Raw genomic sequence first — 23,528 nt, 5'->3', positions numbered from 1 at the left:
AGCTCTCTCTATCGACCCACCGTGGCCAGCGCCCGCTCCCGCCGCGCGGCCACCGCGGAGCCTGACTCGCGCCGCGCCATCCGTCGCATCAGCACCGGCGCCACCAGCAGGCCCAGCACCGCCCAGACGGCGAGCACCCCGAACGTCTCGAGATGACGCCACGAATCGCCCAGCTCGACCGAGGCCAGCGCGTCGGGCAGGAACACCGATCGCATGCCCAACCCTAGCCAGTAGATCGGGAAGAGCTGCCCGACGGCCTGCAACCAGCCCGGCATGCCGGTGATCGGGTAGAAGATGCCGGAGATCGCGACCAGCCCGAAGATCGGGAGCATCACGAGGCCGAGCAGGCGCGGGTTCTCCAGCATCGAGCCGATCGCCGCGCCGATCGGCATGGTGGCCACGACGGCCAGCGGGAGCAGCCAGACCAGCGTCAGGATGCCGCCGAGGTCGACCTGAACGCCGTCGACCAGGAACAGGCCGGGGATCAGCACGACCAGCACCGAGAAGATCGTCATGCCACCGATCATGACGACCTTGCCGACCAGATAGCCCGTCATCCCGTACGGGGTGGCTTTGGCTCGCAGCAGCGTGCCGTCCTCGCGCTCGACGACCAGGTACTGCGCGATGGTCAGCAGGCCGCCGAACGCCAGCAGCATGCCGATCGAGCTGGGCAGGGTGGCCGCGCCGAGCGAGAAGGTGGTGCCCGGCACCTTCGCGTCGTTGGTGAAGAAGAGCGTGATCAGCAGGCCGACCGACGGGAAGAAATAGCCCCACAGGTCTTGGGAGTTGGTCAGCGTCTGGCGCAGCTCGATGAGCCCGCGGGCGGCGCCGACCCGCAACGTCTCGATCATCGCGCGCTTCCCTCCGTGTCGGCGACCAGTCGCATGTAGGTGTCTTCCAGACTGTTACGCCGCACTTCAAGGTCTTCGACAGCGTCGCCGTGCTGCAGAAGCAGTTCCCGTACGAACGGAGTGGGGTTCGCCGCCGAGTGGACGAACCGCTGCCCGTCGCGGCTCCAGCGGATCTCGCTCTCGCCGGCCACCCGGCGCGACAGGTCGTCGGCCGAGCCGTCAGCGATGATGTGCCCGCCGTTGAGGATCAGGATGCGGTCGGCCAGCTTCTCCGCCTCGTCGAGATCATGGGTGGTGAGCAGGATCGTCGTGTCGTCCACATCGGTCAGCCGATGCACCAGGTCGTGAAACTCGCGCCGGGCGGCCGGATCGAACCCGACCGTCGGCTCGTCGAGGAACAGCAGGTCGGGCCGGCCGACGATGCCGATCGCCACGTCGAGGCGGCGCCGCTGGCCGCCGGAGAGCCGCTGGACCCGCGTCGCGGCCGCCGCGGTCAGGCCGACCACGTCGAGCAGGTCGTCGACCGGCCAGGGCCGGGTCTTGCGGTCGGTGGAGAACCGCCGGTAATACCGCCCGAGATGACCGAGCAGCTCGCGGACCTGCCACTTGCCGTGATCGCGCCAGGACTGCAGCACCACGCCGACCTGGGCCCGCCACGCCTCGCCGGCCTTGGCCGGATCGACGCCGAGCACGGTCACCTCGCCCGAGGACCGCATGCGGAAGCCCTCGAGGATCTCGATCGTCGTGGTCTTGCCCGCGCCGTTGGGCCCGAGCAGCGCGAGCACCTCACCGCTGCGGGCGGCGAAGCTCACACCGTGCAGGACGTCCTTCGTCCCGTAGCGCATCCGCAGGTCACGGACGTCGATGACCCGCTCGTCGGCCGGCACCTGCGGGCCCGACTCGAGCGCCCCCGTCAGAGTCATTCCTCCCATGTCCAGCACACTATCAAGAATGTAGTAGGTGTACTACATCTGCGAGCAGACGTTCGGTATCTGACAATTGACTGACCGAATTGGACGCTTACGCCACTTTCGTCCGCGACGCAGATTGCATTCGCGCCTAACGGTGATCGTGTTGATCGCCTCGGCTGGATACGCTGATGCCATGGGGATCAAGCAGGTGAGGGCGCTCACCACGACGCTGCCCTCGGTGACCTGGATTCCCCTCGCCCGGGCCCACGCCGAGCGGGCCGACGAGATGACCGCGGGCCACCGTGCCCGCCGGGCCACCGGCGAGAAGCACGCCATCGAGGATTTCCTCTACGACTACTACGGCACCCGGCCCTCCGTGCTGCGCCGCTGGCATCCCGGGGTCGGCGCCGGCCTCGCGCCCGCGCCCGACGGCCTGGCCGAGCAGTCGTCGTGGAAGTTCTACATGACCTATCCCGACGGCGTGGTCACGCTCGACCAGGACGCGTACGTGCACGCCCGCGGCGAGAGCGTGCGCTACATCCACGGCCTGCTCACCGCCACGGCGTCCCGCCCGGTCTTCTCGGGCTGCTTCGGCCTGCACGAGTGGGCCATGGTCTATCGCGATCCCGAGCACCGCCACCCGCTGCCGCTGCGCCTGGGCCTGGCCGAGACCGACCGGGTCGTCGAGCAACACCCCATCCGCTGTACGCATTACGACGCGTTCCGCTTCTTCACCCCCGAGGCCGTCGGGCTCAACCGCCTGCAGCCGACCCGGGCCACCCAGGTCGACCTCGACCAGCCCGGCTGCCTGCACGCCGCGATGGACGTGCACAAGTGGGCGACGAAGCTGGGCGCCGCCGTCCCGGGCGCGCTGGCCCTCGACTGCTTCGCCCTGGCCTCCGACATCCGCCTGCTCGACATGCAAGCCAGCCCGTACGACCTGAGCTCCTACGGCCACCCCCCGGTCAAGATCGAGACCCCCGAGGGCAAGGCGGAATACGTGGCCCGCCAGCGCGAGTTCGCCCGCCGCGCGGCCGCCCTGCGGGCCCGCCTGATCCGCGTCTGCGAAGAGCTGATGGGCCCCGAGGGCGCGGCCCGCAGCCGCGAGGCAGTCGCCCCGGCCAACCGCCGCTGAGCGCTACCCGATCCCGCAATACTTGATCGCCCACCCGATCGGAACATCCCCGGCCGGCAGGGTGATCTGGTAGATCGCGAAGGAGATCCAGCGCTCGCGAAGACCGGGCATGGCGAGGTCCTGGGTGAGCGGCGTGCCGTACAGGCGGAACAGCCCGTCGGTGCCGTAGCCGCCGCTGGTCACGCCGCAGTCGCGCGGAGGCGGAAGTTGCCTCCCCTCGTCGAACTTCTTCCCCGTACAACCGGTCTTGATCCGTTGCTGCGGGTCGACGGTGATCGAGCAGCCGAACTGGAAGGTGCTGCGCTGCCCGCCGTTGTAGCCGAACTCGTCGGACGTCGGGAACCCGACCGGCCCGTTCTCCCACCCGTTCATCGCCCACCGGCTGCGGATCCAGCCGCGCACCGAATGCGCCCCCGTCGCGGGCGAGAAGTAAACGGATCCATGCTGGAAGTGCATGCCCCGCCCCCGGCCCCCACCGGCGGCGAAGTCCCCCGTGATCGGCAGCCCGAGCAGGGCGGACTGCTCCCGATACTTGGCGAGGATCGGCCCGCACAAAAGCGACCCGTTGTGCCGTTCGCAGGTGCCGGTCGCCCAGACGGCTCTGTTGCCGGGCGCATAGAGGACAAGGTTGCCGTCATCTTGAAGACGCAGCACCGACCCGTTGCGCCCGGCCGTCCCGGAAGACCACAGCGCGACGTGCCCGGGCCCGTAAATGACCAGGTTGCCGTCACCCTGCATCTCCAACGTCGAGCCGGCCCTCATCCGCAGGTTGACCGCCTGCCATACGGGCTCGATCTCCGCACGAAACTCCCTGAGCGCGCCGTCGGCCTGCATCGTGAGCCGGAACTGCCCGTTCGGCGAGGTCAAACTCTGCCCGGGGTTGAGCCGCTCCCCGCCGACGAGCAACGACTGCCCAGCCGCGGCCCGTGCGGGAGCCGCGATCGCGAGCAGGGCCAGCACCAGCAGGACCACTATCGGGAATCTACGCATGGAAAATCAGCACCCCTTTGACACGTCAGGTGATCGACTGTCTGTTGCTGGCGGACGGCACAACCGAGGAGGGGATGCGTGATGAGCCTGCTGGGCGATCTCATTCGGCTGTCGCCGGGGTTGCGGGAGGACATTCGGGGCGATCCCTCAACCGCGTACGAGCGGGTGACCAAGTTTGGTGGGGCGGAGCGGCTCGAGCTCGACTGGGAGTGGAAGGTGTTCGGGCCGTTGTTCGCGGCGGCCGGCTTCGGGGTCAACCCGTTCCGCTCCGGGGCGTTGTTTCCGGATGCGGAGAACGCGTTCGGGGCCTGGGGCGACTCTCGTTCGCTGGATCCGGCTCAGGTGGTGGAGGCGGCTGCCCTGCTCGAGCGGACGCCGTTCGCCGCGCTCGCTCCTCGTCTGCGGGACGCGCTGGTCGAGCGGGACACCGTACGGGTCGACTATGACTTCGAGTCGCCGACCTATGGGCAGCCGCTGCCACCCGAGCGGATCGTGACGCCGGTGTTCTCGGACGAGAGAGTGGAGATGTACCGGATTCAGCTGGCCGACCGATACGACGACCTGACCGGCTTCTTCGCCACGGCCGCCCGCCACGGCGAATGCACGATCTTCTGGGCGGCGTGAGAACGGCCTAAGCCTCCGGTGGCTGCCCGCCCCCGCGGCACTCCTCGGGCGGCGCGTAGGCACGGATGGTGCCGTTGTGCCGCGCCACGTTTCCGTCGGCGGTGAGGGCCACCACCCGCTTGCACACCGGACACCGGCCGCGCCGACTCTGAGTCACGTTGCCTCCCACAGTTGCTCTTCAGTCTTCACCGCCGAGTCAACGGAACGACTGCCCGGAGCGGCGCTGTCGGTGTTCGGTTGAATGGGGGCATGCGTGGTGCGAGGTATGACGCGGTGGCCGACTTCTATGACGCTGGTTTCTCCGACCCGCGGGATCCGGTGTTGACGACTGTGCTCGACCACCTCGGTCCGGCGCGGGGCCGGCGGGTGCTTGATCTCGCGTGCGGGCACGGCCGGGTCACGCGCGAGCTCGCCCGCCAAGGCGCCACCGCCGTCGGGGTCGATCTCTCCGGGGCCCTGCTCGACAAGGCCCGCGCCCAAGAACAGGCCGAGCCGCTGGGCGTCGCCTATGTGCACGCCGATGCGGCGGACGCGACCGAGCTGAAAGATGAGTCCTTCGACGCGGTCGTTTGCAACTTCGGGCTGGCCGACATCGACGATCTCGACGGCGCGGCCGCCACCGTGCGGCGGGTGCTGCGGCCCGGTGGCTTGTTCGTCTTCTCGATCCTGCACCCGTGCTTCGCCGGCACGGCCTTGGTGGCGGGCACCTGGCCCGCCGATCAGAGCTACTACGACGAGGGTTTCTGGGTTGCCGACAACCAGTCCGCGGCCCTGCGCCGGCAGGTCGGGGCCAATCACCGCACGCTGTCGACCTACGTGAACACGCTGAGCCGCCACGACCTGCTTCTCACGGCCACGAGCGAACCCTCGCCCCCGGCCGCGTGGCGGACCGATGATCGCAGGGACGCGGCGCGGCTGCCTGTCTTTCTCGTGGCCCGCTGCGTCAGGCTCGACCGCCGATAGCAGGCCGGCGGAAAGAAGGGGACGACACCGTACCGTCCTGTGTGGCATGATCTCGGCGCCTTACCTCTCCTTCGCTGCGGGGATTGCCATGTTCTCTCTTGTGAAGCCGGGCCGTCTGCTGGCCCTGGCCGTGGTTCCGGCCCTGCTGCTGGGCGTGGGTGGCGCCGCGGTGGCGGCCACTCACACGTTGACCGTCACCGTGGTGAATCGCAACGGGGTCAAGGTCAAGGCGGGCCTGCGGCTGGTCGACGTGGTGAGCAGCTCGATCTACTCGGCGACCTCGGGCACGGCCAAGAAGCTGCCCAAGGGCACGTACGCCGTGCTGACCTCGGTGACCACCGGCAACACGATCACGCTGTCGGGCAAGGCCGTGAAGGTCTCCGGCTCGGCGAAGCTGACGATCGACGCCCGGCAGGGCAAGGGGGTCGGGCTCGCGATCAGCCCGGCTCCGACGGGTCTCGAACGCACGATGACGATGCGGATCTGCACGCGGACCAGCGCCAGTGAGGGGATCGACGCGTCCGCCTCCCCGGGCACCAAGCTGTTCATCGTGCCGTTCGCGTCGAAGTATCTCGGCTTCGCCGCGCTCGGGTCGTGGAGCGACCACTCCGGCACCTCGAACAGCTACGCGGTGCTGCACCACACCAACGGCGTGCCGGGTGGGCTGGGCCGCACCTTCAGCAAGGGCCAGCTGGCCGCCGTCAAGGTGGTGCAGAAGCGCGGACCGTCCGGGTCGATCTACTCCGACCTGGCGATGCAGGCGATCGGGAGCGGGTGCGGCGACAGCCTGTACGCCGGACTGGGCGGCACGGACCGGCCGACCGCCACCACCGTGTTCGCCTCGCCCGGCACATGGGACGTCCGGGTCAGCTCGTCGGCGCCCACGAAGACCGGCGAGACCTGGAACATCGGCAGCTACTTCGCCAAGCGCACGGTCGCGGCCGGGAAGACGTACGGGCTGAATTTCTTCAACTCCGCCTGGGGGCCCAGCGCGCAGCTGCCGGTCACCATCCGCGGCCGGATCTCGTTCGGCCTCAACGAGATGTTCGCCGACCCCGGGTTCCCGCGGGACGGCTCGGTCGAGGGCGGCGACAAGGCCGTGGCGACGCTCGACTTCGGCGGCAAGCGGGTGGCCGGCAAGCAGGACAAGGGCTGGGAACCGGATTCGACCTACCTGTATTACACGGTCAAGAAGGCCGGCTGGTACACGCTGACCAACACCGCCACCCGCTACTACCCGGAGATCACGTTCCCGTCCGGGATGATGTCGACGACCAGCCGGGTCACGTACAGGTTCCAGTCCAAGCCGAACGCCAGCGCGCTGGCCGGGGTCTATTCCGCGCATCTGCTGCCCACCGGGCTCAGCCTGACCAACAAGGCCAAGGCGGGCAGCACCACCAAGGTCGCGATCCGGTTGTACCGCAGCACGGTCGACCCCGACGCCAAGCGCGGCACCGACCCGAAGCTGAGCAAGCTGACCGCGCAGATGTCGCCGGACAGCGGCCAGACGTGGCGCACCGTGCCGGTCCAGAAAATCGGCGGCACCTGGTACGCGATGGTCTCCAACCCGAAGACCAGTGCGGTCGCCCTGAAGGTCCGCGCCACGGTCGCCGGGGGCGCCTACACCGAAGTCACCGTCTTCCGCGCGTACGGGATCGGCTGATCACGCGTCCGGGCGGGCGGCCACGAACTCGAGGATGAGGCGGGCCGTCTCGTCGGGGGCCTCCAGGTGCACGTCGTGGCCCGCGCCGGGGACGACGACCCGCGGGGCGGCCATCTGTTCGACCTCGTCGGGTGGGATCGAGCCGTGTTCGCCGAGGATCTGGAGCACGGGAACGGTGAGCGAGCGCCACTCGGACCAGCGGGCGGTGGCGGCCACGGGGGCGATCGCGGCCTTCATCACGTCGGGGTCGAAGCGGGGCCACAGGCCGTCGGGGCGGCGTTCGAAGCCGGCTATCCAGGCGTCGGTGATCGGGCGGTCGCCCAGGAACTCGCGTGCGGCGGACTCGTCGGCGAACGGGATCGGCCACGAGGCGAAATAGGCGCGCAGCCGCTCGGGATAGTCGTCGGTCGAGCCGCCCACGCCTCCTTCGATCATCACCAGACCCCGTACGCGGGAAGGGTCTGCCGCGGCCGCCAGCATCGCGGTGTGCGCACCCATCGACTGGCCCACCAGGAAGGCCGGCTCGTCGAGCAGGGCCAGCACATCGGCCACATAGGCCTCGCGGGACACATCGGCCGGGTGGCGTTCGTGGTGGCCGTGGCCGCGCTGGTCGGGGGCGACGACCCGATGGCCGGCCGCGGACAGGCGGGCCGCCAGCGGGGCCATCTCGTCCGCGCTGCCGGCCAGGCCGTGCAGCACCACGATCAGGGGCATCAGTCGGGATACGAGCGGCGGTTGCGTTTGGTCTCGCCGCGGCGCTTCTTCTCGGCGATGCGGCGTTCGACCGAGCCTTTGGACGGCCGGGTGGCCCGCCGTACGCGGGGCGGCGCGGCGATGGCCGAGGCGACCAGACCCGCCAGGCGAGCCGCGGCGGCTTCCCGATTACGCAGCTGCGAGCGGTGCTCCGAGGCGGTGACCGTCAGCACACCCTGCACCAGCCGGGCGCCGAGGCGTTCGGCCGCGCGCTCCTTGAGCATGGGCGGCAGCAGCGCCGAACCGGCCAGGTCCCACGACAGCTCAACCCGCGAATCGGTCGTGTTCACCCCCTGGCCACCGGGGCCGCTGGAACGCGAGAAGCGCCAGGCGAGCTCGGCCGCCGGGATAGTCAGCCGATCATTGACCCGGACGTCATCCACCACGCCGCCCAGCATGGCACGCGGACAAGGCAGTATGAACGGGTGACGTCCTCAACTGCGCCGGCCGTCGTGACCGGCTATCCGTGGCCCATCGAATCCACGCGCCTCGACAACGGCCTGCGGGTCGTCGTCAGTGAGGATCGGACCGCCCCGGTGGTCTGCGTCAATCTCTGGTACGACGTGGGGTCGCGCCATGAACCCACCGGCCAGACCGGCTTCGCGCATCTGTTCGAGCATCTGATGTTCGAGGGTTCCCAGCATGTGGCCAAGACCGAGCACATGCGCCTCGTGCAGGGCAACGGCGGCTCGTTGAACGCGACCACCAACCCCGACCGCACCAACTACTTCGAGACCATGCCGGCCGAGCACCTCGAGCTCGCGCTGTGGCTGGAGGCCGACCGGATGGGCGGGCTGGTGCCCGCGCTGACCCAGGAGACGCTGGACAACCAGCGCGAGGTGGTCAAGAACGAGCGCCGCCAGCGCTACGAGAACGTGCCGTACGGGGATGCCTGGCTGCGCCTGCTGGCCCTGCTCTACCCCGAGGGCCACCCCTATCACCACGCCACGATCGGCTCGATGGAGGACCTGAACGCGGCCTCCCTCGACACGTTCAAGGCCTTCCACCAGCAGTACTACGCGCCCAACAACGCCGTGCTGACAGTGGCCGGGGATGCGTCGCCGGCCGAGGTGTTCGCGCTGGCCGAGAAGTACTTCGGCGTGCTCGAGCCGGTGTCGTCGATCCCGCCGGCGCCGCACAGTCACCTGCCCGGTCCGGCCACTTCCCCCGTACGGGAAACGGTGACCGCGGCCGTCCCGGCGCCCCGGATCTATCTGTCGCACCGCACGCACCCGTTCGGCACGGCCGGGTACGACGCGATCACCGTGCTGGCCGCGGTGCTCGGCAACGGCCGCGGCAGCCGTCTCTACCAGCGCCTGGCCGACGGCGCCCGGATCGCGCAGCCCGACTACATCGGGTCGTACGGGGTGGATCTGGCCCACGCCCCGGCGCCGCTGATCATCACCGCCACCGCCAAGGACGGGGTGCCGGTCGAGACGCTCGAGGAGGGCCTGAGCGAGGTGATCGGCAGCCTGGTGACCGAGCCGGTGACCGAGGAGGAGCTGTCGCGGGCCAAGGCGCTGCTGACCACCGGGTGGTGGCGGCAGGTGTCCACCGTGGGCGGCCGGGCCGACGCGCTCTCGCGCTACACGACGCAGTTCGGCGATCCGGGCGCGGCGGCGTACAGGTTGCCGCAGTGGCTCGCGGTGACCGCCGACGACGTCACCGACGCCGCCAAGTACGCCCTCAAGCCCGAATCCCGGGTCACCCTGACCTACCTGCCCGAGAACGGGGAGAACTGATGACGCTGATCGCCACCCGGCCCGAGCCCGGCGAGGCCCGGCCGTACACGTTCCCCGACCTGCAGCGCGTCCAGGCCGGCGGCGGCCTCGTGATCGGCGCCCACCTGCCCGGTCAGGTCCTGGCCAGCGCGATGCTGCTGGCCGACGCGGGCGCCGCCCGTGAGACCGCGGGCCGCGAGGGCACGGCCACCGTGCTGGCCAAGTCGCTCGAGGAGGGCACCAAGAAGCGCGACTCGGCGGCGTACGCGATCGCTCTCGAGAGCCTGGGCGCCGAGCTCTCGCCGGGCGTCGACTGGGACACGTTCCGCGTCGGGGTCTCGGCGCCGGTGCCGCAGCTGCTCGACGCGGTGCGGCTGGCCGCCGAGGCGGTCCGCACGCCGCGGCTCGACCCGGCCGACGTCACGCGGGTCCGCGACGACGAGGTGACCGCGCTGCGGATGGACTGGGCCCAGCCCGGCCCGCGCGCCGACGCCGCCCTGCGGGCCGACCTGTTCGGCGCGGACGTGCGGTTCGGCCGCCCCATGCACGGCGACCCCACCTCGATGGCCGCGGTCACCGTGGACGATGTGGTCACCCACCAGTCCTGGCTGCACCGGCCGTCGGTGCTGCTGGTGGCGGGCGACCTGAGCACGCTCGACCTCAAGGCGCTGGGCGAGGCCGCGTTCGGTGGCGTCGAGGGCAACCCGCTGACCGCCGAGCCGCCGCTCGACGTGCCGGTGCGCGGCGAGCGCAAGATCCTGCTGGTCGACCGGCCCGGCTCGGTGCAGTCCACGCTGCGCATCGGGCACCGCTCACCCGAGCGGGCCACGCCCGACTTCGTGGCCATGACGCTGGCCGCCACGGTGCTCGGCGGCGCCTTCACGTCCCGCCTCAACCACCTGATCCGCGAGGTCAAGGGCTACACGTACGGGATCCGGGGCGCATACGCGATGAGCCGGCGCTTCGGCCGGTTCGAGGTGGCCGCCGGGGTGCAGACCGCGGTGACCGTGCCCGCGATCGTCGACACGCTCGGCGAGATCGCCCGCACGCAGGAGTTCGGCATCACCGAGGACGAGCTGGCCGTCGCCCGGTCGTGGCGGGCCGGGCAGCTGTCGGTCGAGATGCAGACCCCGGGCTCGATCGTGGGCGCGCTGAGCACCCTGGTGGTGCACGGCCTGCCCGACGACTACTACCCGGCGCTGCGCTCGCAATATCTGGAGACGCCGCTGGCCGAGGTCAGTGCGGCCGCCGGGCGGCATCTGCACCCGCACGGCCTGACCCTGGTCGTCGAGGGCGACGCGGCGGTGATCCGTGACGAGCTGGTGGCGGCGAAGATCGGCGACGTGGTCGACGCGGAGATCTGAATCACGGCCCCTTTCCAGCGACCGGCAAGGTACGACCGATAGCTTTGCCGCCATGACGATCACCACGACACCGTCCGAGGTCCGGCCGGGCCGGCGGGTGAGGCGCACCGCGCTGCTCATCCTGCTGGCCCTGCCGGCCCTGGCCTGGGCGGTGGTGCGGCTGTTCGGCTGGGAGCACGGGTTCCTCGTGCAGCTGGTCGCGTTCACGCCGTACGCGGCCCTGTGGTCGCTCGTGCCGCTGGCGCTCGCCCTGGTGACCCGCAAGTGGCTGGCGGCGGCCGTGGCCGCGCTGGCCACCGTGCTGCTGGCGGCGGCCGTGCTGCCCCGGGCCGTGCCCGACCGCGACAAGGGCCCGGCGACCGGCATCCCGATGACCGTCATGACCGTCAACGTGTTCATTGGCGCGGCCGACCCCGCGGCGGTGGTCCGGCTGGTCCGCGAGCACGACGTCGCGGTGCTGGCGGTGCAGGAGTTCACGCCCGAGGCGGCGGCCGGGCTGAGCGCGGCCGGGCTCGACGAGCTGCTGCCGCATCACGCGCTGGCCGACGAGATCGGCACCACCGGGTCGGGCCTCTACAGCCGCTATCCGCTGACCGATCAGGGCTCGCGGCGCGGCGACGGCGGCGGGCTCCAGGACGGCAACCTGCAGGCGTACGCGACCATCCAGCCACCCGGCTCGGGCCCCATCTTCCTGGAATCGGCGCACCCGCTCGCCCCGTACGCGCTGGCGGCCGAGCAGGCGTGGCGCGCCGACCTCGAGGCGCTGCCCCGGGCCGACCGGGCGGGGCCGCCCAAGCTGATCCTGGGCGACTTCAACTCGACACTCGACCACGCGGCGCTGCGCGAGGCGATCTCGCACGGCTATCGCGACGCCGCCGCGGCCACCGGCAAGGGCCTGTCGGGCACCTGGGGCCCCTACGACGGGCTGCCGATCCCGCCCGTGACGCTCGACCACATATTGGTGGACAAGCGGATAGGCGTACGGGGGACGTCTGTTCATTCGGTGGCAGGAAGCGACCACCGTGCGTTAGTCGCGACGGTCACTCTTCCCGCCGCGTCATAGTTGGTCTGGCGTGGGGTGGTTAGCCTCGCCGCCATGACGATCACCAGCGCGCCGAGCGCCGGTCGTGAGGCCGGTCACCCCCGACGACGACGAAAGGCCGCGCTGACCGTGCTGTTCTGGCTGTTCATCCTCCCCTTCCTGGCGTGGGCCGTGATCCGGCTCGGCGGCTGGGAACGGGGCCCGGTGGTCCAGTTGTTCGCCTTCACCCCCTATGTCGCGGCCGCCGCCTGGGTGCCCGCGATCCTGGCCCTGGCCACCCGCCGCTGGACAGTGGCCGCGGTCGCCGTCATCGTCGCGATCGCGCTGGCCTCGGCCGTGCTGCCGCGCATGATCCCGAGCCGCGACAAGGGCCCCCAGCAGGGCGTGCCGCTGACCGTGATGACGTCGAACATGCTCTTCGGCAAGGCCGACGCGACCGCGATCGTCAAACTGGTCACCGAGCACGACGTGGCCGTGCTGGCGGTGCAGGAGTTCACCCCCGAGGGCAGACAGGCACTGGCCGACGCCGGGCTGGGCGCGCTGCTGCCATATTCGTCGCTGGCCGACGAGCCCCGCGCGGACGGCTCCGGGCTCTACTCGCGCTACCCGATCAGCTCCCCCGGCGCCGACAAGAACGGCGGCGGCTTCATGCAGGCGTACGCGACCGTGCAGGTCCCCTCGGCCGGGCCGGTTCTGGTCGAATCGGCTCACCCCCTGGCCCCGTACGCGGGTTCGGTGCTCGCCCAGTGGCGCAAGGACCTGCTGGCCGAGCCGCGCGCCGACCAGAGCGCCACCCCGGTGATCCTGCTCGGCGACTTCAACGCGACCCTCGACCACGCCCCGCTGCGCGAACTGATCGCCGGCGGCTACCGCGACGCCGCCGACGCCACCGGCAAGGGCCTGATCGGCACCTGGGGCCCGTACGACGGCAACCCGATCCCGCCGGTGACGATCGACCATGTGCTCGTGGACGAACGGATCGGCGTACGGGAAACGAGCGTGCACGGCATCCCCCGCAGCGACCACCGCGCCATCATCGCCAAGCTCACGGTCCCCGCGTCGTGACGGAGATCCCCGGCCTGGGCCCGGTCGTCGAGGACGCCGCCGCCGGCTGGTTCGAGAGCTCACCGATCTTGGTGCCCCTTCTGGGGCAGGAGGCTCGTTTCCTCGTCGAGGGCTACGACGCCGGCCCGGACTTCCACGCCGCGATCCGCACGTTCCTCGCCCTGGACCGCAGCGCGCTTGTCGCGGCCACCCCGCATATCTACGCCTACTACCGCGACATCACCGAGCTCGTCGACTTTGTCGATGTCGACATCGCCGGCCCCGACCAGGTGCTCGACCACATCCAGCCCGGCTACGAGATCACGGTCAGCCGCGAGGCCGACCACGTCTACGTCTCACTGGAATGCAACTGCGACTGGGAACCCGAACACGGCCTGCAACTGGTCTTCCGCGACGGCGCCGAGATCACCAAAGTAAGCCCGTACGACGGCCACGTCACCAACGCCGCGGCGTACGGGGATCCTGCGCTGGAGGGCATCATCTACCGCTCGTTCCGCTGACGTCGCCCTCACGCATTGACCGCAGCGCCGCACTTCGTCTTGTCACCCGTGTGAGCTAACGGCTTCACCGGTTGGGCGGTCACGTGCGGGGGTGCACTGTCGCGGGCGGCTGGGCGCTGGTTGGCTGCCGGTTCAGAGAGATCTGTGGCTGATCACCTCCGCCGGCGGCCGTAGCAGCCACCTTCACGCAGGGAGCGAGTCATGCGTTGGAAGGCAATTCTCACTGTTTCGGCTCTGACGGCAACCGCGCTGGTCGGCACGATAACCCCGAGCGAGGCAGCCGCCGGGAACGGCTGCTCCAATCCGGTGCTGGCCACCAACCTGAACGGCTGGGGCGCCCTCGACTCCGGGACGGTGAGCCGGACGGCGGTCAGTGACGTCCCCGGCGCGAGCTGGGCCTTCACCACCACCGGGCGCGCCTTCTGGATGCCGCAACTGCAGGTCTCGGCCGGGCAGAGCTGGACCGTGTCGGCCCAGGACCGCCTCGTCGGCGGCTCCGGCACGGCGAAGCTGGTGGTCGAGTGGTACAACTCCGCGGGCACCTACCTGAGCGAGTCCGCGGGCACCCCGACTGCGTTGTCCACCACGGCCTGGAAGCCGGTCACCGCCAGCGTCACCGCCCCCTCGGGTGCCGCCTCGGCGCACGTCCTGCAGGAGGCGTCGTCGACCGCGAACGGCCTCAAGTCGACGTTGTGCAGCTATGAGCAGGGCGCCGCCGTTCCCGGCGTGCCGACGGCAGTCAGCGCCACGGTGTCGGGGACTTCGGCCACCCTGAACTGGTCACCGCCCGCGTCGACGGGCAGCTCGGCCATCACCGGATACACGTACGGGCGCAACGGGACCGATTCGCAGGGAACCGGGCCGTGGAGCGGCACCGCCGGGGCGAGTGTGCGTAGCGCGACGTTCAACCTGCTCAACCCGGGTTCGACCTACCAGTTGTCGGTGGCCGCCGGCAACGCGGCGGGGAGCGGACCAACGGCCTCGGTCATGGTGACCATCCCGGCCGCCGGCAGCAGCCCGTCGGGGCAGCCCCTGCCCGTCGGCGACCTGGCCGGCTGGCGGCAGATCTTCACCGAGGACTTCACCAACGACGTCGCCCTCGGCAGCTGGCCGGGCAGCTATGCGGCGAAGTTCGACCAGTACGACTATCCCCACAACCCGCCGGACACCCACGGCGGCGGCGTCTGGCGTACGGGCAAGGATGTTTCGGTGTCCGGCGGCACGGCCGACTACTACCTGCACAGCGAGAACGGTGTGGCCTACTCGGCCGCGATCCTCCCCCGCACCCCGACGCAGACCTACGGCCGGTACGAGGTCAGGTTCAAGGTGGACCCGGGCATGACCGGCTGGAACTCCGCGTGGCTGCTGTGGCCGGACGACGACGTGTGGCCGGCCCACGGCGAGATCGACTGGCCGGAGGGCGCACTCACCGGAAACATGGAGGCCTTCATGCATTACGCCGACGCGAACGGCGGCCAGGACGCGGCCTCGTCAGGCACCGCGTTCGCCTCCGGCTGGCACACCGCCACAACCGAGTGGCTGCCCGGCTCGGTCAAGGTCTACCTGGACGGTCGCCTGATCCGCACCTTCACGAAGAAGATCCCGAGCCTGCCGATGCACTGGGTCCTGCAATCCGAGTCCGGATCGTCGTCCCGGCCCACCGGATCCGGCCACATCAAAATCGACTGGCTGACCATCTACACCCGCGCCTGACCGAGCCGGAAGCGGACGGCCGAACTCCCCCGGGGGGTTCGGCCGTCCGGGCTGACTTCACTGTCCGGAGTCATCAATGACACATCCGTGGTGGCGCTGCCAGAATTGGCTCGGCCGGATTCGCGCGCTTACAGGGATGTGGAGCTCATTGCCGGGTTCATCGCAGCCGGACGGCACGGTCCGGGTGACCCATCACGGAAACGCCCGACAACTGACCCGCGGTGACACCCTGACATTCGGCCGGGGCCGGGACTGCACGATCATGCTCCCGAACGACAGCCACATCTCCCGTACGGCGGGCTCCGTCACCGTCCTCGAGGATTGTGTGCTGGTCCGGAATCACTCGACCACCAAGCCGTTCGTGCTGCGGCCCGTCGCCGGCGAGGACCACGTCGTCGAACCCGGCGCGGCGGTGACGTCGCTGCCGCACCGTACGCTCCAGATCGTCATCGCCGGCATGGCCGGGACCACCGTCCAGATCGATCTGGACGTCAGCGGCGTGACGACCTCCGACGGCCTCTCGGACGTCAAGCCCTCCCCCTCCGACGTCGTCACGACAACCACGCCGTTCCCCCTCACCCCGGCGCAGCGCAAGGTGGTGGAAGCGCTGTGCGCACCGATGCTGAGCCAGCAGGGCTCGGACGCCGCACCCGCGACCTACCAGCAGATCGGAACGGCGCTCGGGCTGTCGCCGCAGTACGTCCGCAATGTCATCCAGACGGTGCGCGAGACGCTCAGCGGTCACGGCGTACCCGATCTGGTGGCCGACGACCCCACCCGGCCGGGAACCGATTTTCGCTGGTCATTGGCCCGGTATGCGATCCGTAACCGGTGGGTGCCGTAATGACGTCGGAGCATTCGCACACGGTGGGCGACGTATCGCCGCCCAGGTTCGATGCCGGCCACCTCGGCCCGGAGGACCCGAACGGCTGGTACGTCGGCCCGGCCGACGACCCCGATCGTTACGAGCTGCTCGGCGAGGGCATCGTCGGCGGCGAGGGCATCACGTGGCGCGCCCGCTACCACGGCAGCCTGGACTCACCGCTCCCGCTCGCGGTGAAGGTCCAGCACCCGCCGATCGACCCGCCCACCGGCTGGCCGTCGGCCCAGGACAGGTCCCGGTGGCGCGATCAGACCACCCTGCTGCGACACATGCGCCTGGATCATCTGGTCCGGGTCAACGAGTTCACCTCCGGACCGCCACCCCACCATTTGGGGCAGCCGGACTCCTCCGGACACGAGTCGATCATCATCGAGATGGAGTGGGTGGAGGGCGAAAGCCTCGCCACCACGATCCGTACCGCTCCGACGAAGACCACGAACGTCGAGACGCGCGCCCGGTGGATCGAGGACGCCTGCACGACCCTCGCGCGCCTGCATTCCTTCACGCAGACCGCGGGCAACCCCACCGTCCACCGTGACGTCTCGCCGACCAACTGCCTCGTGACGTCCGATCGTGGCCTCGTGCTGATCGACGTGTCCACCATGCAGCTGCCCCGGGACGGCCTCGACCTCGCGGGCCGGCACACCCCCGCCTACAGCGCCCCCGAAGTGCTCGCGATGCCGCACAACCCGCGGCTGCCCAGCGCCGACATCTACGCCGTCGGAGCCCTGGCCTTCTTCTGCCTGACCGGCCAGGACCCTCCGCCGGACTCGGCCGAGGGACCCGGCCGCCGGGATCGGGTGCTGCGCAAGGCGGTCAAGCGCCTGGCGCTCGCCCCCGGGCTCACGGCCCACGTGCTGTCGATGCTCGCCCCCGAACCGAACGACCGGCCCCATGACCTGCAAGCCTGGGGCAGCCGGTTCCGGGAGCTGGCCCAACCCCGCCGGCCCGTGCTTCTCGGCCGGTCGCTGCGCCGCCCCGTCGTCGCCGTCCCGCTCGTCGCGCTGATCGCCGCCGGTGTCACCGGTGCGAGTTTCTGGGCCAGTCACGAAGATTCCCGCGAGAACATCGAGGCCCCTCAGACCGTTCAGCCGGCACCGGTCCGGGCGGCCGCGGGAATCACCCGGACGTCGTTCTCGACGGCACGCGGCAGCATCACGTCACCCACCCCGGGGACGGCCACCAGGGACTGCGAATACTTCATCGGCACGGCATCGCCGAAGCCAGGGAACACCCTGATGCTGGCGATGCACAACCTGAGCGAGACCGACGCCGTCCGCTACGTCGAAGTCGTTTACGGCTTCGAACGACCCGCGACTTTGGCCTCCTGGCGGGGCGCGCAGTACTTCAACGAAAAGGCCATCGGTCAGCAGATTGCGGTCGAGCTGATCGAGGTGCCTCTGCCGGAGGCGAGAAAGCTCGTCGCATCCTCCGACCATCTCGAGGTCAGCCGCATCGTCACCGCCGAGGGCGAGGTGGTCGCGGCGGTCGTCGTGACACGCGCCCCGGGCAAGAATCCCGCCTTCCCGTGCGAAGGCCCGGGCTGACCGACCGCCGCGACACCGATCGAAGGTCAGTACCAGTTCAGAGGTCAGTACCAGTGCGGACTGCGGCTGCTCCAAAGGCGGAACGCGTTGCACGGATCGCCATAGGTGGCTTTGATGTACGAGAGACCCCAGGAGATCTGGGTCGCGGGGTTCTCACGCCAGTCCGCGCCGGCACTGGCCATCTTCGACCCGGGATTTGACTGCGGCACCCCGTAAGCAGCGGACGACGGGTTCTGAGCGTTCCAGCGCCAGCCACTCTCGCCGTTCCACAGCGGCTCGAGGCACTGCGGGAACTGTGAGTCGGCCCAACCACGACCGCGCATGGCCACGTACCCGTTGTATTTGACCCTGGCGATGTTGTTGCGATCGGTGATCGTCGCGCCGGACCATCGCGCGGAGTGCCCGCTGGTCGTGTAGAGCACGAAGTTGCCGTCAGTCTGCAGCTCCAGCCTCAGGGCGCCGCTGGTGCCGCTGGCCCATACGGCGCGTCGAGCCGGCTGCGGCGGCGTATAGATCACCAGGTTCCCGTCGCCCTGCATCTGCAAGTCGGACCCGGCGACGCCGGTGCCGCTGGCCCAGATGGCACGGTTGCCGGGGGCGTACAGCACCAGGTTCCCGTCACCTTGCATGGACATGACGTACTGCCCGTCGGCGGAGACCAGGCGCTGGCCGGACCCCAGGCCCTGATCGGGGTCCAGCCAGTAGTCGTTCGCCGCGGCGGCGGCGGGCACCGCCGGAGCCATGGCGAGAGTGATGCAGGCGGCGACAGCCGACATGAGCCGGCGGCCTTTCGCAAGCGACATGGTCGCTCCCCTCTTGACGCGGACATCGATGACCGCAGTCAATGCCGCCGCCTCGTCATGTGGCAGTGCACCCCTGCACCCTGGCGGCTCTCGGCGACGCGGAGACCAGTGCAGGGCTGCACTGTGCGGGCGGCCGGTCGCGGTGTCTTCTCGGGAGAGCTCAGCATCTTCCGAAAGGATCTCGTCATGTCATCGACACCCCTCAGCCGCAGGCGTCTGCTCGCGCTCTCCGGGGCGACCGCCGCCGGCGCCGCGCTCGGTGGGCTCGGCCTGCCGGGCGCACCGAGCTTCGCCGCCGTCGGGGTCATGCAGTGGCCGACCAGCGGCACCGTCACCAGTCTGATCGGCTGGCGCACTCTCAACGGTCAGCGGAAGTTCCACGCCGGAATCGACATCGGCACCGGGACCGGGCGGCCGAACGTGGTCGCTGCCTACGGCGGCACGGTCCGCGTGGCGCGGGATCAAGGAGACGGATACGGCAACAAAGTGGTGATCGACCATGGCTCGGGCTGGGAGACGCTCTACGCGCACCTGCACGAGATCAAGACCGCCGTCGGCGCCTCGGTCGCGAAGAACCAGCTGATCGGTGTGGTCGGCAACACCGGCCATTCCTTCGGCAACCACCTGCACCTAGAGGCACGGCTGCGCGGGCAGACGTACGAGGCCTTGAACGCCGCGGTGAACCGCCGCACCGGTGGCGCGATCCGGCCCGGCGACCCCATCAACGTCGACTTCCCGGGCCTCGGCCCGGCGCCCTCCGCCGGGTATTTCCGGGGGCTCGCCCTCTCACCGACCACCGGTCAAGGCTTCTGGTTGGTCGCCCGGGACGGTGGGGTGTTCACGATCGGCGCCGCCGACTTCTTCGGGTCGATGGGTGGTCAGGCCCTCAACGCCCCGGTCGTCGGCATCGCCGCGCATCCGTCGGGCAACGGCTACTGGCTCGTCGCGTCGGACGGCGGCATCTTCGCGTACGGAGCCTCCGGTTTTCACGGCTCCATGGGCGGCCGCCCGCTCAACGCCCCGGTCGTCGGCATCGCCGCGCATCCATCGGGCAACGGCTACTGGCTGGTCGGCGCCGATGGCGGCATCTTCGCGTACGGTGCGGCCGGGTTCCATGGGTCGATGGGTGGCCGCCCGCTCAACGCCCCCGTCGTCGGCATCGCCGCGCATCCATCGGGCAACGGCTACTGGCTCGTCGCGTCGGACGGCGGCATCTTCGCGTACGGAGCCTCCGGTTTTCACGGCTCCATGGGCGGCCGCCCGCTCAACGCCCCGGTCGTCGGCATCGCCGCACACCCGTCCGGCAACGGCTACTGGCTCGTCGGCGCCGATGGCGGCATCTTCGCGTACGGCTCGGCCGGGTTCTACGGCTCAGCCGGCGGCGTCACGTTGCGGCGGCCGGTCGTCGGGGTCTGCGCCACCCGCAGCGGCGCCGGCTATTGGTTGCTGGCCGGGGACGGGGGTGTCTTCGCCTACGGCGACGCACCGTTCATCGGCAATGGCCTCCCGTTCGAGCCCTGAGCGGTTAATCGGGTGACGGTGGTCGGGCAACGCCTCTAGCATCGGCCACATGAGGTTCGGGCAGCAGATGACGACGACGCCGGGGTGTCCCGGTGTGCGTTTGTGCTGACCTGATTCGCAGCGACAGACACGGCCCCGGGCGGGATGCCCGGGGCCGTTCGCGTGCCCGGAGGAAGTCTCGCCCGTAAAAGCAAGGGAGAGAACCGATGCACGTCGACCATCGCAAGCTCGGGCGGGAGCTCGACCTCTTCGACTCCAATCCGTTGATCGGGGCGGGGCTGCCGTTCTGGTTGCCCGCCGGGGCTGCCGCGCGGCACGCGGTCGAGAGCTATCTGCATGAGCTGGAACGCCGTAACGGATATCAGCACGTCTATTCGCCGGCACTCGGCAAGCGGGAGCTGTTCGAGAAGTCGGGGCACTGGCGCAACTTCGCCGAGGACATGTTCGCGCCGATGGGTGAGGAGGAGTTGATGTTGCGGCCCAGCCAGTGTCCGCATCATGCGCTCATCTACAAGTCGCGGGGACGGTCCTATCGCGACCTGCCGCTGCGGATCGCGGAGCTGGGGCCGATGTATCGCGCCGAGCGGTCGGGGGTGCTGGGCGGGTTGGCGCGGGTGCGGGCCATCCAGCTCAACGACGCGCACATCTTCTGCGCGCCGGAGCAGGCCGCCGACGAGGTGGCCGAGGTGTTGCGGCTGATGCGGCAGGTGCATGCGGCGCTGGGGATCGAGCCGTCGTCGTATCAGCTGTCGCTGCGCGGGGAGGGCAAGAAGTACGGCGGGAACGAGGCCGGCTGGGCATCCGCCGAGGCCCTGCTGCGCGAGGCCCTGCAAGTCCAAAATGTCCAGTTCGTTGAGGCGAGGGGCGAGGCCGCCTTCTACGGACCGAAAATCGATGTGCAGGTCGCCGATTCCGCCGGCCGGGAGTGGACCCTGGCCACCATTCAGGTCGACTACCACCAGCCGGAGGCGTTCGATCTGAAGTACGCCGGCTCGTCGGGCGAGCAGGAGCGGCCGGTCATGATTCACCGCAGTCTCGCCGGGTCGATGGAACGGCTGTTCGCGCATCTGATCGAGGTGCACGAGGGGGCTTTCCCGCTCTGGTACTCCCCCGTGCAGCTGGCCGTGCTGCCCGTCTCGGAGGAGCAGGGAGACGCCGCGAACGCGCTCGTAAGAGCCGCCGTCGCCGCCGGTCTGCGGGCAGAGGCCCGGCACGACGGCTCGATCGGCGGGCGCATCCGGGCGGCGGCGGAACAGAAGATCCCGTACGCGGGAATCATCGGCCGGCGGGAGGCGCCGGACGGCCTGGTCGCCCTGCGGCATCGCGACGGCCGCCAGGTGCCCGCGATGCCGGTGGCCGCCGCGATCAGGAGGCTCAGTGAGGAGGCGCGACCCTAGCGTCGACCTCGATCTCGATCCGCATGCGCGGGTCCGCCAGGCCGCACACCATCATGGTGGCGGCCGGGCGGGCCTCGCCGAAAGCCTCGCGCAGCACGGGCCAGCAGGGCTCGAAATCCTCGCGCGAAGGCAGCAAATACCGCACCCGTACGACGTCAGCCAGCGAGCAGCCGGCCTCGGCCAGCGCCACCACGATGTTGCCGATCGCCTGCCGGGCCTGGTCGACCACGCCCTCGGGAATCGTCATCGTGGCGTAGTCGAAGCCCGTGGTGCCGGAGACGTAGACGTGGTCGCCGGACACCACGGCTCGGGCGTACCCGATCTGGTCCTCGAAGGAGGAGCCGCTGAAGATCCTCACGACTGTTCGGCGAGACCGTAGGTGAGCGCGTCCACCAGCGCCACCCACGAGGCCTCGACGATGTTCTCGTGCACGCCGACCGTGGTCCAGTCGCGGTCGCCGTCGCCGGTCTCGAGCAGCACCCGCGTGATCGCGTTGGTGCCGTGGCTGCCCTCGAGGATGCGTACCTTGAAGTCGGTCAGCTCGAAGTTCTTGAGCTGCGGGTAGGACTGGGTCAGGGCGGCCCGCAGGGCCTCGTCGAGCGCGTTGACCGGGCCGTTCCCCTCGGCCGTGGCGATCACCCGCTCCCCCCGTACGCGGACCTTGACCGTCGCCTCGGAGACCACGGAACCGTTCTCGCGGTGCTCCACCTGCACCCGGTACGACTCGAGGCTGAACGGGCGGGCCAGCTTGCCGTCGAGCAGCTCGTCGCGTACGAGAAGCTCGAAGGACGCGTCGGCGGCCTCGAACGACCAGCCGCCCGCCTCCAGGTCCTTGACCCGCTGGGTGACCGTGCTGAGGGTGTCCGGATGGCCGGCCAGGTCGATCCCGAGCTCGCGGCTCTTGAGCTCGATGCTGGCCCGGCCGGCCATCTCGGTCACCAGGATCCGCATGTCGTTGCCCACAACCGACGGGTCGACGTGGTTGTAGAGCAGCGGATCCACCTTGATCGCGCTCGCGTGCAGCCCCGCCTTGTGAGCGAAGGCAGCGGCCCCGACGTAGGCCTGGTGGGTGTCGGGGGCGATGTTGGCGATCTCGGCGAGCGCGGAGGACACCCGCGTCGCCTTCTCCAGGCAGCCGTCCGGTAGGACCTGCAGCCCGAGCTTGAGCTGGATGTTGCTGACCGTGGCGAACAGGTCCGCGTTGCCGGGCCGTTCGCCGTATCCGTTCGCGGTGCACTGGAAGTGCTTGACCCCGGCCTCGACGGCGGCGACCGTGTTGGCCACCGCGCACGAGGTGTCGTTCTGGCAGTGGATGCCGAGCAGATCAGCCGAGACCCCCGTACGCTCCACGACCTCGGTGATGGCCTTGGTGATCATCGAGGGCAGCATGCCGCCGTTGGTGTCGCACATGATGACGCGCTCGGCCCCGGCGTCGATGGCCGTCCGCACGACGCTCGCCGTGTATTCGGGGTCGTGGCGGAAGCCGTCGAAGAAGTGCTCGCAGTCGACGAACGCGCGGCGGCCGCTGGCGACCAGGTGGCGCACGGTGTCGCGGACCATGGCCAGGTTCTCGTCGCCGGTCGTGCGCAGCGCGCGTTCGACGTGCCGGATGTCGCTCTTGGCGACCACGCAGACCACCGGGGTCTCGGCGTCGAGCAGGGCCTGCACCTGCGGGTCGGCGGCGACGTCGACGTTGGCCTTGCGGGTGGCGCCGAACGCGACGAGCACGGCGTTCTTGAGGTCGAGCTCGGTGCGGGCGCGGGCGAAGAACTCGGTGTCCTTGGGCATCGCGCCGGGCCAGCCGCCCTCGATGAAGCCCACGCCGAACTCGTCCAGCAGCTTCGCGACCGCCAGCTTGTCGGCGACCGAGTAGCTGATCCCCTCACGCTGCCCGCCGTCGCGCAACGTCGTGTCGAAGACCTGGTACTCCATGGCGCGTTCCCTTCAAGGATTCTTGGTGACCAACAAAAAGACCCCCCGCGGATGCGGGAGGTCTGCGCGTCGGCGAGAAGTCAGCCGGCGCGCTAGGTGCGAATAATCAGCACGGAGTGGGTCACGTTGCGAAGCATGCCACGCCCACGT

22 protein-coding genes are annotated in these 23,528 nt (G+C 70.0%); 14 read left to right on the top strand and 8 right to left on the bottom strand.

The genetic code is table 11. From position 1 onward, the window contains the following. Positions 1 to 8 precede the first annotated feature (8 nt). Positions 9 to 851, bottom strand: a complete 843-nt coding sequence (locus JKJ07_RS13145) for an ABC transporter permease (protein ID WP_202991721.1) — start codon at positions 849 to 851, stop codon at positions 9 to 11. Further along, positions 848 to 1,783 (bottom strand): ABC transporter ATP-binding protein, encoded by a 936-nt coding sequence (locus JKJ07_RS13140; RefSeq protein ID WP_202991720.1) that lies wholly within the window; start codon positions 1,781 to 1,783, stop codon positions 848 to 850. Before JKJ07_RS13140 ends, JKJ07_RS13145 begins: the two co-directional genes overlap by 4 nt. A 172-nt stretch (positions 1,784 to 1,955) precedes the next feature. Here JKJ07_RS13140 and JKJ07_RS13135 point away from each other — a divergent pair, with 172 nt between their 5' ends. After that, positions 1,956 to 2,897, top strand: coding sequence for a 3-methyladenine DNA glycosylase (locus tag JKJ07_RS13135; protein ID WP_202991719.1), 942 nt, complete (start codon positions 1,956 to 1,958; stop codon positions 2,895 to 2,897). 3 nt (positions 2,898 to 2,900) lie between these two features. On the opposite strand, the gene JKJ07_RS13130 is transcribed toward JKJ07_RS13135, so the two are convergent. After that, positions 2,901 to 3,887: a hypothetical protein gene (locus JKJ07_RS13130; protein ID WP_202991718.1), complete on the bottom strand. Its 987-nt coding sequence runs from the start codon at positions 3,885 to 3,887 to the stop codon at positions 2,901 to 2,903. Positions 3,888 to 3,965: 78 nt separating this feature from the next. Between JKJ07_RS13130 and JKJ07_RS13125 the strand changes: the two genes are divergently transcribed. The 3 genes from JKJ07_RS13125 (at position 3,966) to JKJ07_RS13115 (ending at position 7,137) form a co-directional block, all read left to right on the top strand. After that, complete coding sequence (locus tag JKJ07_RS13125; protein ID WP_202991717.1) at positions 3,966 to 4,511, top strand: hypothetical protein; 546 nt, start codon at positions 3,966 to 3,968, stop codon at positions 4,509 to 4,511. 249 nt (positions 4,512 to 4,760) lie between these two features. Then, positions 4,761 to 5,474 (top strand): class I SAM-dependent methyltransferase, encoded by a 714-nt coding sequence (locus tag JKJ07_RS13120; protein WP_202991716.1) that lies wholly within the window; start codon positions 4,761 to 4,763, stop codon positions 5,472 to 5,474. 88 nt (positions 5,475 to 5,562) lie between these two features. Then, positions 5,563 to 7,137 carry a hypothetical protein gene (locus tag JKJ07_RS13115; protein WP_202991715.1) on the top strand — a complete coding sequence of 525 codons (1,575 nt, stop codon included), beginning with the start codon at positions 5,563 to 5,565 and terminating at the stop codon, positions 7,135 to 7,137. Here JKJ07_RS13115 and JKJ07_RS13110 read toward each other — a convergent pair whose 3' ends face one another. Together JKJ07_RS13110 and arfB are read right to left on the bottom strand one after the other, a co-directional pair. Then, positions 7,138 to 7,851, bottom strand: a complete 714-nt coding sequence (locus tag JKJ07_RS13110; RefSeq protein WP_202991714.1) for an alpha/beta fold hydrolase — start codon at positions 7,849 to 7,851, stop codon at positions 7,138 to 7,140. It lies immediately after the preceding gene. Next, positions 7,851 to 8,288, bottom strand: a complete 438-nt coding sequence (gene arfB / locus JKJ07_RS13105) for an alternative ribosome rescue aminoacyl-tRNA hydrolase ArfB (protein ID WP_236028747.1) — start codon at positions 8,286 to 8,288, stop codon at positions 7,851 to 7,853. The genes JKJ07_RS13110 and arfB overlap by 1 nt, the downstream gene beginning before the upstream one ends. Before the next feature lie 27 nt (positions 8,289 to 8,315). Here arfB and JKJ07_RS13100 point away from each other — a divergent pair, with 27 nt between their 5' ends. The 8 genes from JKJ07_RS13100 (at position 8,316) to JKJ07_RS13065 (ending at position 17,725) form a co-directional block, all read left to right on the top strand. Next, positions 8,316 to 9,632: a M16 family metallopeptidase gene (locus JKJ07_RS13100; RefSeq protein WP_202991712.1), complete on the top strand. Its 1,317-nt coding sequence runs from the start codon at positions 8,316 to 8,318 to the stop codon at positions 9,630 to 9,632. After that, positions 9,632 to 10,975: a M16 family metallopeptidase gene (locus JKJ07_RS13095; protein ID WP_202991711.1), complete on the top strand. Its 1,344-nt coding sequence runs from the start codon at positions 9,632 to 9,634 to the stop codon at positions 10,973 to 10,975. Before JKJ07_RS13100 ends, JKJ07_RS13095 begins: the two co-directional genes overlap by 1 nt. A 52-nt stretch (positions 10,976 to 11,027) precedes the next feature. Next, a complete protein-coding gene (locus JKJ07_RS13090) occupies positions 11,028 to 12,038 on the top strand; it encodes an endonuclease/exonuclease/phosphatase family protein (RefSeq protein WP_202991710.1) in 1,011 nt (336 codons plus the stop codon). 33 nt (positions 12,039 to 12,071) lie between these two features. Continuing rightward, positions 12,072 to 13,082, top strand: coding sequence for an endonuclease/exonuclease/phosphatase family protein (locus JKJ07_RS13085; RefSeq protein ID WP_202991709.1), 1,011 nt, complete (start codon positions 12,072 to 12,074; stop codon positions 13,080 to 13,082). After that, positions 13,079 to 13,582 carry a DUF6985 domain-containing protein gene (locus JKJ07_RS13080; protein ID WP_202991708.1) on the top strand — a complete coding sequence of 168 codons (504 nt, stop codon included), beginning with the start codon at positions 13,079 to 13,081 and terminating at the stop codon, positions 13,580 to 13,582. The genes JKJ07_RS13085 and JKJ07_RS13080 overlap by 4 nt, the downstream gene beginning before the upstream one ends. Positions 13,583 to 13,783: 201 nt before the next feature. Continuing rightward, positions 13,784 to 15,295 carry a family 16 glycosylhydrolase gene (locus tag JKJ07_RS13075; RefSeq protein WP_202991707.1) on the top strand — a complete coding sequence of 504 codons (1,512 nt, stop codon included), beginning with the start codon at positions 13,784 to 13,786 and terminating at the stop codon, positions 15,293 to 15,295. A 262-nt stretch (positions 15,296 to 15,557) separates the two neighbouring features. Further along, positions 15,558 to 16,139 carry a hypothetical protein gene (locus JKJ07_RS13070; RefSeq protein ID WP_202991706.1) on the top strand — a complete coding sequence of 194 codons (582 nt, stop codon included), beginning with the start codon at positions 15,558 to 15,560 and terminating at the stop codon, positions 16,137 to 16,139. Continuing rightward, on the top strand, positions 16,139 to 17,725 hold the full coding sequence (locus JKJ07_RS13065; protein ID WP_202991705.1) for a serine/threonine protein kinase: 1,587 nt from the start codon (positions 16,139 to 16,141) through the stop codon (positions 17,723 to 17,725). The genes JKJ07_RS13070 and JKJ07_RS13065 overlap by 1 nt, the downstream gene beginning before the upstream one ends. A 44-nt stretch (positions 17,726 to 17,769) precedes the next feature. Here JKJ07_RS13065 and JKJ07_RS13060 read toward each other — a convergent pair whose 3' ends face one another. Beyond that, entirely contained in the window at positions 17,770 to 18,570 is an 801-nt protein-coding gene (locus JKJ07_RS13060) for an aggregation-promoting factor C-terminal-like domain-containing protein (protein ID WP_202991704.1), read from the bottom strand. Between the two features lie 144 nt (positions 18,571 to 18,714). Here JKJ07_RS13060 and JKJ07_RS13055 point away from each other — a divergent pair, with 144 nt between their 5' ends. Both JKJ07_RS13055 and thrS read left to right on the top strand, forming a co-directional pair. Then, positions 18,715 to 20,049, top strand: coding sequence for a M23 family metallopeptidase (locus JKJ07_RS13055; RefSeq protein ID WP_236028746.1), 1,335 nt, complete (start codon positions 18,715 to 18,717; stop codon positions 20,047 to 20,049). Between the two features lie 206 nt (positions 20,050 to 20,255). Continuing rightward, positions 20,256 to 21,446 (top strand): threonine--tRNA ligase, encoded by a 1,191-nt coding sequence (gene thrS, locus JKJ07_RS13050; RefSeq protein WP_202991703.1) that lies wholly within the window; start codon positions 20,256 to 20,258, stop codon positions 21,444 to 21,446. Here the strand turns inward: thrS and JKJ07_RS13045 are convergent. After that, a complete protein-coding gene (locus tag JKJ07_RS13045) occupies positions 21,424 to 21,804 on the bottom strand; it encodes a RidA family protein (RefSeq protein ID WP_202991702.1) in 381 nt (126 codons plus the stop codon). The two genes, thrS and JKJ07_RS13045, sit on opposite strands and share 23 nt — an antisense overlap. Next, entirely contained in the window at positions 21,801 to 23,378 is a 1,578-nt protein-coding gene (gene cimA, locus JKJ07_RS13040) for a citramalate synthase (RefSeq protein ID WP_202991701.1), read from the bottom strand. The genes JKJ07_RS13045 and cimA overlap by 4 nt, the downstream gene beginning before the upstream one ends. Positions 23,379 to 23,528: the final 150 nt, after the last annotated feature.

It is taken from the genome of Paractinoplanes lichenicola (assembly GCF_016785085.1).
GTDB lineage: Bacteria > Actinomycetota > Actinomycetes > Mycobacteriales > Micromonosporaceae > Actinoplanes > Actinoplanes lichenicola.
The sequence above is the reverse complement of the archived record's forward strand: the minus strand, read 5'-3'. Positions and strand labels throughout refer to the sequence as shown.